11 protein-coding genes and 1 tRNA gene are annotated in these 10,012 nt (G+C 72.5%); 5 read left to right on the plus strand and 7 right to left on the minus strand.

Features of this window, described 5'->3' with window-relative positions:
• Positions 1-12 precede the first annotated feature (12 nt).
• A complete protein-coding gene (locus tag ACIQHQ_RS00935; protein ID WP_402608784.1) occupies positions 13-960 on the minus strand; it encodes a D-2-hydroxyacid dehydrogenase in 948 nt (315 codons plus the stop codon).
• 197 nt (positions 961-1,157) lie between these two features.
• Here ACIQHQ_RS00935 and ACIQHQ_RS00940 point away from each other — a divergent pair, with 197 nt between their 5' ends.
• Together ACIQHQ_RS00940 and ACIQHQ_RS00945 are read left to right on the plus strand one after the other, a co-directional pair.
• Positions 1,158-1,973 (plus strand): aspartate/glutamate racemase family protein, encoded by an 816-nt coding sequence (locus ACIQHQ_RS00940; RefSeq protein WP_402610588.1) that lies wholly within the window; start codon positions 1,158-1,160, stop codon positions 1,971-1,973.
• Complete coding sequence (locus ACIQHQ_RS00945; protein WP_402608786.1) at positions 1,970-2,701, plus strand: aspartate/glutamate racemase family protein; 732 nt, start codon at positions 1,970-1,972, stop codon at positions 2,699-2,701. The genes ACIQHQ_RS00940 and ACIQHQ_RS00945 overlap by 4 nt, the downstream gene beginning before the upstream one ends.
• Before the next feature lie 58 nt (positions 2,702-2,759).
• On the opposite strand, the gene ACIQHQ_RS00950 is transcribed toward ACIQHQ_RS00945, so the two are convergent.
• Together ACIQHQ_RS00950 and ACIQHQ_RS00955 are read right to left on the minus strand one after the other, a co-directional pair.
• Positions 2,760-2,900 (minus strand): hypothetical protein, encoded by a 141-nt coding sequence (locus tag ACIQHQ_RS00950; protein ID WP_402608788.1) that lies wholly within the window; start codon positions 2,898-2,900, stop codon positions 2,760-2,762.
• Positions 2,901-3,172: 272 nt separating this feature from the next.
• A complete protein-coding gene (locus ACIQHQ_RS00955) occupies positions 3,173-3,373 on the minus strand; it encodes a hypothetical protein (protein WP_402608790.1) in 201 nt (66 codons plus the stop codon).
• Positions 3,374-3,700: 327 nt separating this feature from the next.
• Between ACIQHQ_RS00955 and ACIQHQ_RS00960 the strand changes: the two genes are divergently transcribed.
• Together ACIQHQ_RS00960 and ACIQHQ_RS00965 are read left to right on the plus strand one after the other, a co-directional pair.
• Positions 3,701-3,973 (plus strand): hypothetical protein, encoded by a 273-nt coding sequence (locus ACIQHQ_RS00960; protein ID WP_402608792.1) that lies wholly within the window; start codon positions 3,701-3,703, stop codon positions 3,971-3,973.
• Positions 3,974-4,064: 91 nt separating this feature from the next.
• Positions 4,065-5,156 (plus strand): LLM class flavin-dependent oxidoreductase, encoded by a 1,092-nt coding sequence (locus ACIQHQ_RS00965; protein WP_402608794.1) that lies wholly within the window; start codon positions 4,065-4,067, stop codon positions 5,154-5,156.
• Here the strand turns inward: ACIQHQ_RS00965 and ACIQHQ_RS00970 are convergent.
• Positions 5,132-6,991 carry a putative bifunctional diguanylate cyclase/phosphodiesterase gene (locus tag ACIQHQ_RS00970; protein WP_402608796.1) on the minus strand — a complete coding sequence of 620 codons (1,860 nt, stop codon included), beginning with the start codon at positions 6,989-6,991 and terminating at the stop codon, positions 5,132-5,134. The two genes, ACIQHQ_RS00965 and ACIQHQ_RS00970, sit on opposite strands and share 25 nt — an antisense overlap.
• Positions 6,992-7,298: 307 nt before the next feature.
• Here ACIQHQ_RS00970 and ACIQHQ_RS00975 point away from each other — a divergent pair, with 307 nt between their 5' ends.
• Positions 7,299-8,564, plus strand: a complete 1,266-nt coding sequence (locus tag ACIQHQ_RS00975; protein ID WP_402608798.1) for a M6 family metalloprotease domain-containing protein — start codon at positions 7,299-7,301, stop codon at positions 8,562-8,564.
• 133 nt (positions 8,565-8,697) lie between these two features.
• Here the strand turns inward: ACIQHQ_RS00975 and ACIQHQ_RS00980 are convergent.
• From ACIQHQ_RS00980 to ACIQHQ_RS00990, 3 genes are all read right to left on the minus strand, one after another.
• Positions 8,698-8,771, minus strand: a tRNA-Lys gene (locus ACIQHQ_RS00980).
• Positions 8,762-9,412: a bifunctional DNA primase/polymerase gene (locus ACIQHQ_RS00985; RefSeq protein WP_402608800.1), complete on the minus strand. Its 651-nt coding sequence runs from the start codon at positions 9,410-9,412 to the stop codon at positions 8,762-8,764. The genes ACIQHQ_RS00980 and ACIQHQ_RS00985 overlap by 10 nt, the downstream gene beginning before the upstream one ends.
• A 125-nt stretch (positions 9,413-9,537) precedes the next feature.
• Complete coding sequence (locus ACIQHQ_RS00990; protein ID WP_107455154.1) at positions 9,538-9,906, minus strand: hypothetical protein; 369 nt, start codon at positions 9,904-9,906, stop codon at positions 9,538-9,540.
• Positions 9,907-10,012 lie beyond the last annotated feature (106 nt).

A 10,012-nucleotide genomic window follows, 5' to 3' on the forward strand; every position in this document is an offset into this window, starting at 1 on the left:
TCCCAAGGAACGTCAGTGACCAGGTACGTACCCACGCTGCTTGTCGACCACGTTCCCCAGTGGCTCCCCGGCCGCCCACCGTTCGTACAACTTCACGAATTGCGCGCCGAGTTCATCGCGCCAGCCGACGGTGTCGCCGCTCATGTGCGGGGACACGATCAGTCCCGGGGCCTGCCACAACGCGCTGTCGCCGGGCAGGGGTTCGGCCTCGAAGACGTCCAGGGCCGCGCCCGCGATCCAGCGTTTGGCCAGGGCCTCGGCGAGGGCGTCCTCGACGACGAGCTGCCCGCGGCCGATGTTGACGAACCGGGCGGACGGCTGCATCAGGCCGAAGCGGCGGGCGTCGAACATCCCCCGCGTCTCGTCCGTGAGCGGTGCCGCCGCGATCACCCAGTCGGCGCGTGCCAGCAGCCGGTCCAGGTCCTGTGGGCCGTGCACGCCGGAGCGCGCGGTACGGCCCACGAGCGCGGTCGTGATGTCCAGCGCCCCCAGCGTGCCCGCGATCGCCCGGCCGATCGGCCCGGAACCGACCACGACGGCCCGGCTTCCGGCGATCTTGTGCGACTCGCGGTGCCGCCAGGTCCGCTCCCGCTGGAGTTCCAGCGTCCTCGGCAGGTCCTTGGCCATGGCCAGCACGAGCGCGGCGACGTACTCGGCGATCGGCTGGTCGAAGACGCCGCGCGCGTTCGTCACCACCGTGTCCGAGGCGGCGAGCTCCGGGCACATCAGATGGTCCACACCGGCGCTCGCCGTGTGCACCCAGCGCGGCCGCGGACCCTCGCCCGGCCACGCGTCCCGTACGGCGCGCGAGGTGAAGTCCCACACCAGGAGTACATCCGCACGCGGGAGGCGCTCGGCGAGATGCGCCGCGTCGGTGTGCTCGATACGGGCGCGACCGGTGAGACGCCCGAGGCGGGGGAGGGGTTCGGCGTCCAGGACGAGGAGGGTGGGGGTGGGCATGAGCAGCCGTTTCTCCAGCCGTTCGGCGGGGGCGGACGGCCGTGACGCGGCCGCCTGTGACGACGGGTTGACCCGGTGTCGACCAAGGAGCGATCCGGGCGGATTGACCACGCTCGCACCCGAACCTACCGTCGTCAACACGGGCGTTCCCACGATCCGTTGCACACTCGTTGCCCAGCGTGAGGCCGGTGGCTGCCATGGACGTCTCCTTTCTCGACGGGCCCCGCCCGCAGCGTGGGGTCGGCGTGGTCGCCCCCTTCGACTTCGCCCTCGACCGTGAGCTGTGGCGCTGGGTGCCGGACGAGGTCTGCCTCCACATGACCCGCACCCCGTTCGTGCCGGTCGAGGTGAGTCTCGACCTGGCCCGCATGGTCAGCGAGCACGAGACGCTGGGCGAGGCGGTCCGCACGCTCACCGCGATCGCCCCCGAGGTGGTGGCCTACGCCTGTACGTCGGGCAGCTTCGTCGGCGGCATGATGGGCGAGCGGGCGATGTGCGAGGCGATGAGCCGGGCCGGTGCCGTACCGGCCGTCACCACCTCCGGCGCGCTGCTGGAGGCCCTGGTCGAGCTGGACGTACGGCGGGTGGCCCTGGTGACCCCGTACACGCTCTCGGTCACGCAGTCCCTGGAGGAGTACGTCGCCCAGGCCGGCGTCACGATCTCGGGCTGCGCCTTCATGGGGCTGACCCGGCACATCTGGAAGGTCCCCTACCGGGAGGTGGTGGACATGGCGCGGCAGGCCGTCCGGGACGACGCCGACGCGCTGTTCATCAGCTGCACCAACCTGCCCACCTACGACGTGATCCCGCAGCTGGAGGCCGAGCTGCGCATCCCCGTGATCTCGGCCAACCAAGTGACGATGTGGGCGGCACTGCGCCGACTGGGTACCCGTGCGGTGGGGCCGTACCAAGCGCTGATCAATCCGGCGGCGCGTTCCGGTCCCGTAGCACCGGGGGCGGACCCCGGTCCCGTACTGCCGGAAGAAGAGCAGCAGCAGGAAGGCTGGACATGACAGCGCTGGGATTTCTCTACCCGGGCCACTCCGCCGAGGACGACTATCCGCGCATCGAGCAGTTGCTGGGCAGCGACATCCGGGTGGACCTGGTGCACACCGACATCGGCGAGGACGCGCACCGGGTGGACGCGCTGCTCGAGATGGGCGCCGCCGGCCGGCTGGCGGCGGGCGTGCAGGAACTGCGGCACGCCGGTGCGGACGCCGTGGTGTGGGCCTGCACGAGCGGCAGCTTCGTCTACGGCTGGGACGGCGCGCAGGAGCAGGTCCGCGCCCTGGCTCAGACGGCCGGCATGCCCGCCTCCTCCACGTCCTTCGCGTTCGCGCACGCGGTGCGGGAGCTGGGGGTGCGGCGGGTCGCCGTCGGAGCGACCTATCCCGAGGACGTGGCCCGGCTCTTCAGCGAGTTCCTCCGCTCGGCCGGCGTGGAGGTCGTCTCGGTCAGCAGCTCCGGCATCATCACGGCCGCCGAGGTCGGCACGTGGGGCGAGACGGAACTCCTCGCCCTGGCCCGGGACTCCGACCACCCCGACGCGGAGGCCCTCCTCCTGCCCGACACGGCCCTCCACACGGCGGCCCACATCCCGGCCCTGGAGAAGGAACTCGGCAAGCCGGTCCTCACCGCCAACCAGGTCACGGTCTGGGAGGGCCTGCGCCTGGCGGACCGGCGGGTGAACGCCCCGGAGCTGGGCGCACTCTTCACGAGGGAGCCGCTCGTCCAGGTCTGAGGCCGACGGTCAGGACCCGCGCCGCCCGCGACGACACCGCCGAGGGCGGCGCGCAGCACTACGACCGATCACGCCGCTTCGCAGCGACGACCATCCACACGCAGACGAGCACGATGATCGCGACCGACACCCAGTCGGGCATCCCTCCCAACCCCTTGTAGGCCCAGGTGACATCGGCATGAGTCGGCACTTCCGGCATGGCTCATCCCCTTCGTTCCGGTGGTGGGGGCGGGGGGTACGGCGGTGGCGGGACGGCGGGCCGCTCCCGGCGGCGACGCGGAAGGACGGCGGGGAAGGCGAAGCCGACGGCTCCGCCGGCGACCGCCCCGACCGCCCCGACCGCCGAGGCCACAAGGAAATCCCATCCGACACCCGAGTCGAACAACCTCTGCGGCCCGGCGACCACCGCTCCGAAGAGGCCCGCCGCGCAGGCGGCCCGCCGACGGTCGCGCAGACCGGGCCTGTTCCTGCTCATGGACGCCCGGTCCTCGTGCGACGCCACCGCAGCACACGCAGCACGACGTAGGTGACGAGGGCGACGGCGAAGATCATGCCTGCGGCCGACCGGGCCGCTCGCCAGGCGATTCCGCCAGGGTCCCACAGGGCCTCGGCCAGATTCATGCCGACGGCCACCGTGAACGCCGCCTTGAGGCATGCGGTCGCTCGTGCCACCCGGTACGCCGGGGGCGCCGTACGCGTCGCGCCCCCTCCGCCGTGAGACCTCCCCCCGTTCGTCATGGAGCCCGGGTGCCCCCGGCGCACGGGCTGAAAGGCGCCATGCCCTCGAACACGCGCTCCATACGGGCCGGAATCGGTCCTACCCCTTCTACGGGGCGAAGCGGGGCATAGGTGCTCCAACGTGCCACCCGGAGCTGAGGAATGCTCAACTCCGGCGCATCAGAGGGCGCTTGGGTTGACCGAAAGCGCGTTCCCCTTTCGTGGTCCATCCCGTGCACACTGGCCACGTCCGCAGCCAGTCGTGCCGTGAAGGACTCCCCGATGGCCGAAACGGGCCCGTTCAGATTCTCCGCAAGCGCTGTCCAGCTGTCCGGTCGCCTGCTGTGCTGGAGTCTGGCCGCGGCCATGGCCTCGGCCGCCGCGGACGCCTTCCTCGATCCCCGGGCCGACTGGTGGGGCGTCGTGTGGCCGGTGCCCTGGTGGCTCGTCGGCGCGAGCACCCTCGCGTGGACCGTCCTGAGGGCTCGCGAGAAGGCCCACCGCCCGCCGCCCCCGCAGGGCAGTGTGCGCGGCGACTGGGAGCGGGCCGCCTGACGCCCGGGAGCAGTGGCCCGGAATAACCGGAGACAGTCCCCTGTTGGAGCCGGAACGACAGCACACGGCCCACAGCAGGAGGCACCCCACCGTGGCGGCAGACGAGATTCGCGGCGCAGCACAGGGCAGCGCCCCCGTCCCCCTCTCCGTACTGGACCTGGTCACCGTGGGGGCCGGCCGCACCGCCTCCGACGCCCTGCGCACCAGCGTCGACCTGGCCCGCCTCGCGGAGAACCGCGGCTTCCACCGGTACTGGGTCGCCGAGCACCACTCCATGCCGGGCGTGGCCTCCTCGTCCCCGGCCGTGATCCTGGCCCACCTCGCCGCGCACACCGACCGCATCCGGCTCGGCTCGGGCGGTGTCATGCTGCCCAACCACGCCCCGCTGGTGATCGCCGAGCAGTTCGGGACGCTGGAGGCCATGGCCCCAGGCCGGGTCGACCTCGGCCTCGGCCGCGCTCCGGGCACGGACGGCGCCACGGCCGCGGCCCTGCGCCGCACCGAACGGCTCAACGAGGGCGCCGACGACTTCCCGCAGCAGCTCGCCGAGCTGACCCGGTTCCTCGACGACGACTTCCCCGACGGGCACCCCTACCGCCGCATCCACGCGGTTCCCGGCCCGGTCCAGGCCACGTCCCCCGGCGGCGTCCAGTCCCCGCACCGCCCGCCGATCTGGCTGCTCGGCTCCTCCGGCTTCAGCGCCCGCCTGGCCGGCGTCCTCGGGCTGCCCTTCGCCTTCGCGCACCACTTCTCGGCGCAGAACACCATTCCTGCGCTCGACCTGTACCGCGAGTCCTTCCAGCCGTCCGCCGTGCTCGACGAGCCGTACGCCCTCGTCGGCGTCTCCGCCCTCGCCGCCGACGAGGAGCGCGAGGCCCGCCGGCAGGTGCGGACCGCCGCCCTGAGCATGGTCCGGCTGCGCACCGGGCGCCCCGGCCTCGTGCCCAGTCCGGAGGAGGCGGAGGCCCACGAGTTCAGCCCCATGGAGCGCGACTTCGTCGACTCCTGGAACGCCAACGTCATCCACGGCACCCCCGACGAGGTCCGCTCCGGCCTGGACGACCTCGCCAAGCGCACCGGCGCCGACGAGTTGATGATCACGGCGAACGCGCACGGCGGAGACGTCCGCGTCCGTTCCTACGAACTCATCGCGGACGCCTACGGGTTGCCGACGCCCGCCTGAACATCCGGCGTGCCCAGCAGCTCGGAGATACGATCCGGCGGCACCGGACGGGAGTAGAGCCAGCCCTGTCCGGTGTCGCAGCCGATGCGGCGCAGTCGGGTCGCCTGGGCCGAGGTCTCCACGCACTCGGCGGTGACGGTCAGCCCGAGCCGGTGCGCGAGCTGGATCATCGCCTCGACGACGACCTCGTCGGCCGGGTTGGCGCGGGCGGCCGCCTCGCGGTCGTCGTACTGGAAGCCGCGCACGAACGATCCGTCGAGCTTCAGCACCGACACCGGCAGCCGGCTCAGGTAGGCGAGGTTCGAGTAGCCGGTGCCGAAGTCGTCGATGGCGATGCGGACACCCATGTCGCTGAGGGCCTTCAGGGTCTGCAGCGGGCGGCCCGCCGAGCCCATCACCGCCGACTCGGTCAGCTCCAGCTGGAGCAGATGCGGTGCGAGTCCCGTCTCGGCCAGGGTCTCCGCGACGTCCGCCACCAGGTCGGAGTCCCAGACCTGGCGCACCGCCACGTTCACGCTGACGAAGATCGGCGGTTCGTCCGGGTGGTCCAGCTGCCACCGGCGGGCCTGCTTGCAGGCCGTGCGCAGCACCCAGCGGCCCAGCGGGACGATCGAGCCGTCCTCCTCCGCGAGTCCGATGAACCGATTCGGCGTCAGTACGCCGAACTGAGGATGATTCCAGCGGATGAGCGCCTCGACCCCGTGCAGCCGGTCGTCCTCCATGCCCACCAGCGGCTGGTACTCCAGCCGGAACTCACCCCGGTCGATGGCCGGGCGGAGTGTGGAGGCGAGGGCCTGGCGGGTCATGCGGTGGGCGTTGCGCTCCGGGTCGAACAGCGTCCAGCGGGCCTTGCCGTCGGCCTTCGCCCAGTAGAGCGTCGTGTCCGCCGCCTGCATCAGCGCGGTGGGGGTGGTGCCCGCCGCGTGCCGCTCGACGACACCGATCGACGCCGAGACCGACAGGCGCTGGCCGGAGATGTCGAACGGGTCCTGGACCGCCCGCAGCGCCGACTCGGCCAGTTCGGCCAGCTGTTCGGTGCCCGTGGAGTCCTCGACGAGCAGCGCGAACTCGTCACCGCCGAGCCGGGCCACCAGCGGGATGCTGGTCCGCGAGTGGCCGGCCTCGTCCGCGCAGCGCGTCAGGCGCTCGGCGACGGCGGCCAGCAGCCGGTCGCCGACACCGTGGCCGAGGGTGTCGTTGATGGCCTTGAAGCCGTCCAGGTCCAGGTAGCACAGCCCGATCCGGCCCGTACCGCTCTGCTCGTACGACTCCGCCTCCAGGGCCGCAGAGAGCCGCTCGAAGAACAGCGTGCGGTTGGGCAGCCGGGTCACCGGGTCGTGCATCTGCAAGTGCCGCAGCCGGGCCTGGAGTTCCCGCCGGGCACTGATGTCGGCGACGGACAGCAGCACACCGCTGTCCTCGGCGGGCAGCGGGGCGATCGTCACCTGCACCCACAGCGAGTGCCCGTCGGGGTGCTTGAGCCGGCGCGCGCAGCGCAGCCGTGACTGCCGACCACGCAGCACCTCGCGGTAGGCGTGCCAGGTGCGGGCGTCGGAGGTCAGGTCGACCAGGTCGGCGGCGACGGACCCGGCGAGCTCGTCCGGGGTGCCGCCGAGCAGCGCGGCGAGCGCGTCGTTGGCACTGACGACCGAGCCCTCGCGGTCCACCACGGCCATGGCGAGCGGGGCGGCCGTGAAGACGGAGCGATAGGGCTGCCGGGACGGGGGCTCGGTACGGGGGGACGTGTCGATCTCACTCTCTGTGACGACCGGCCGGTCCAGGTCTGCCGCGGGCGCCGGCCCTTCGGAGGTTCCGCTCACCGCTCGCTCCCGCATGTATTCGATCTCTGTCCGTGCAGGAAAGGTCAGGAAAGTGTGCCGATCATAGAGGCTGGCCCCAGGGCCTTCCAGCCGGTGTTCAGCCTTCCCGGCCAACCGGCCCTTCTGCCAGATCGTTTCTGCGCGCCTCTGGACGGCTCCTTCACGGCCCCGACCAGTTGTGACGTTCTGTGAGTGCTTCGGGGGTGTCGGCTTCCGTGATTTTTCGCCCCGTTCACCCGACCGGTGCAGGCGAACAGGGCGCGGTAGGACAAATCATCACAGGCTGGGTGCGGTGTCCCGCGAACCGCACTCGGAGGTACCCGTGCCGCGTCCGTTTCCGCGCGCCCGACTGCGCAGCACCGCGGCCGTGTTCACCACCATGTCCGCGCTCGCCGCCACCTCCCTGGGCGCCGGACCCGCGGCCGCCGGGGCCGACGCGCCCGCGCCCTGCGCCCTGACGCGCACCGACGCCCACCACTCGGAGGGCCTGGACACCTGGAACGCGGCCTATCCGCGCCCGGCCAGGACCCTGGACGCGGTCATGGTCTTCCTGTCCTTCCCGGACTCCCACCCGCTGACCACCCCGCGGGAGCTGACCGCCGACCACTTCCCGGCCACCACCCGCTTCTTCGAACGCGCCTCCTACGGCCGCTTCACCCTGCGCCCGCATGCGCTGCGGCACTGGATCGGGATGCCGCAGCCGTCCACCGCCTACGACATACGGCGCGACTGGAGCCCCGGGCGCCGGGCCGCGTACCTGCGGGACGCCCTCTCCGCGGCCGACCCGCAGGTGGACTTCTCGCGCTACGACGTCGTGTACTTCGTGGCCGACCCGGACGCGCCCGGCGTGGACTCCGACGCGACCAAGGTGGTGAACCTGACCAGCCCGCTGCGGGCCGACGGCACCGACCTGCGCCGGATCGTCACGGTGTTCGAACAGCACCCGCCGGACCGACTGGTCCTCGCCCACGAGACGGGGCACGTGTTCGACCTGCCCGACCTGTATCACCGGCCCGTGGACGGCAAAGGCGACTGGGACACACACGTCGGCGACTGGGACCTGATGGGCAGCCAGTTCGGACTCGCTCCCGACCTCTTCGCCTGGCACAAGTGGAAGCTGGGCTGGCTGAATCCGCGGCAGGTGCGGTGCGTGCAGGACGCCGGGCCCACCCGGCTGACCCTGGAACCGCTGGCGGCGGGTCCCGGAGGGCCGATGACCGGGACCGCGGGCGCGCAGGCCTTCGGTCTCGGGCGGGGCACCAAGCTGGCGGTGGTGCGGACAGGACCCGACAGCGTGCTCGCGTTCGAGGCGCGGGGGCCCGTGGGCAATGACGTGGCCGCCTGCCGGCAAGGGGTGCTCGTGTACCGGGTGCGGGGCGGAGCGCAGTCCGGGGGCGGACCCATCGAGGTGATCGACGCCCACCCCCGCACCGAGGCCTGCTGGGAGGACTCCGTCTACCCACCCCTCGCGGACGCGCCGATCGGCATCGGGGAGAGCTTCACGGTGCCGGGCGAGGAGGTGCGGGTCGAGGTGGAGGGGCGTACGGCGTCGGGGTCCTGGACCGTGAAGATCGCGGTGGGGCGTTGAGGGGGCGGCGGCGCGACGCCGGGAGGCGGGGGCGTGGGTGGCGCAGCCCCATGGCGCGCGGCGAAGCCGCGCACAAACGACGGTGGCGGCTTGTGTTCACGTTGTCCGTGAACACAAGCCGCCACCGGCACAGTGCGCCGCCAGGGACTCGAACCCCGGACCCGCTGATTAAGAGTCAGCTGCTCTAACCAACTGAGCTAGCGGCGCCTGCTGACGTCGTAGACCTTAGCATCCTGGTCGGCGGGAGGAAAAATCGAAATCCGCACGGCGGAGCGGGCCGCCCGGACGGCCGCCCAGAGCACTACCTCGGGACCGGGGAGCCAGGGCTGACGGGTGTCCGGGGCGACGAGCCAGCGGGAGCCGGAGCGGGACGGGATGGTGGCCCCGCCGGACCCCGACCCGGTGCGGGCGGCGGGCGCCGGGCCGGGGGTGGAGGCGCTCTGAGACGGGGCCGGGACGGTCACCGCGTCGCCGATGCCGTGGCACAGCAGCGGCGGCACCGCGTCCGTGCGGTGGGCCTCCCGACGGTCCCTCGCGCCCCACTCCTCCCACTCCAGCAGCGCGGGGAGCCGCTGAGCCGTCCCCGGGGCGGCGAAGAGCAGCATCCGGCCCCGGAACTCCGCGACCGGCCCCGAGCCGGGCCCGTCGTCCCACAGCCGGTCGAGCATCCGCCGGCCGAACATCGCCGGTGCGCTGACCACGTCGAAGACCGAGCCGCAGGGCAGGACGACCGGCGCGTCCGGCCGCTCCACCCAGAGGGCGAGCGTGCTTCGCGGATACGTTCCTGCCGAGGCGAGCCAGGCGGCCCCGGCCGGGGTGACATCGGAGGCGTTCCATGCGCTGCTCATGGCATCCAGGTCTACCCGCCGTGAGCACCCGGTTTCCATGGGTTGCGGGAAATCGGGACAGGAGGGGGCGGGGAGGGGTATCTTGCCCGCCTGGCATATGCCATGGGATCGGGGAGGGCCGGGTCTCAGGCGGTCTCGCCGGGTCCCCGGCCCTCGGCGTCGCCCCGCATCAGGTCCCGCCCGAACTCGACCATCTTCTTGGCGTAGTCCTCGGTCCACTCGGCCCGCTCGGCGATGTCCGCGGTCGTCAGCCGGTCGAACCTGCGCGGGTCGGCCAGCTGCGCCGCCGCCATCGCCTGAAACTCCACGGCCCGGTCCGCCGCGGCCCGGAACGCCAGCGTCAGCTCCGTCGCCCGGGCCAGCAGGGCCCGGGGGTCGTCGATCGACTCGAGGTCGAAGAAGTGCTCAGGGTCGGAGGCCGCCTCCGCGGGCTCGAAGAGCAGGGGCGCGGGGCGTAGCCGCGGTTCGTTCCGACGCGGCGTGGGCTCCGCCATGTCTTCTCCTCCTCGTACGTCGCGCTGACCCTCCTGGTGGAGCGGGCCACCGTCCATTGTCTCGCGGGCGCGCAAGTGGGCATCGCGGTAGTGGTACGGCCGCCCC

This window comes from Streptomyces sp. NPDC092370 (assembly GCF_044755265.1).
In the GTDB taxonomy this organism is placed as follows: domain Bacteria; phylum Actinomycetota; class Actinomycetes; order Streptomycetales; family Streptomycetaceae; genus Streptomyces.

What these genes read in the sequence shown, in the direction of transcription:
- ACIQHQ_RS00935 (WP_402608784.1), bottom strand. Translation starts at nt 960, where the DNA reads ATGCCCACCCCCACCCTCCTCGTCCTGGACGCCGAACCCCTCCCCCGC.
- ACIQHQ_RS00940 (WP_402610588.1), top strand. Translation starts at nt 1,158, where the DNA reads ATGGACGTCTCCTTTCTCGACGGGCCCCGCCCGCAGCGTGGGGTCGGC.
- ACIQHQ_RS00945 (WP_402608786.1), top strand. Translation starts at nt 1,970, where the DNA reads ATGACAGCGCTGGGATTTCTCTACCCGGGCCACTCCGCCGAGGACGAC.
- ACIQHQ_RS00950 (WP_402608788.1), bottom strand. Translation starts at nt 2,900, where the DNA reads ATGCCGGAAGTGCCGACTCATGCCGATGTCACCTGGGCCTACAAGGGG.
- ACIQHQ_RS00960 (WP_402608792.1), top strand. Translation starts at nt 3,701, where the DNA reads ATGGCCGAAACGGGCCCGTTCAGATTCTCCGCAAGCGCTGTCCAGCTG.
- ACIQHQ_RS00970 (WP_402608796.1), bottom strand. Translation starts at nt 6,991, where the DNA reads ATGCGGGAGCGAGCGGTGAGCGGAACCTCCGAAGGGCCGGCGCCCGCG.
- ACIQHQ_RS00985 (WP_402608800.1), bottom strand. Translation starts at nt 9,412, where the DNA reads ATGAGCAGCGCATGGAACGCCTCCGATGTCACCCCGGCCGGGGCCGCC.
- ACIQHQ_RS00990 (WP_107455154.1), bottom strand. Translation starts at nt 9,906, where the DNA reads ATGGCGGAGCCCACGCCGCGTCGGAACGAACCGCGGCTACGCCCCGCG.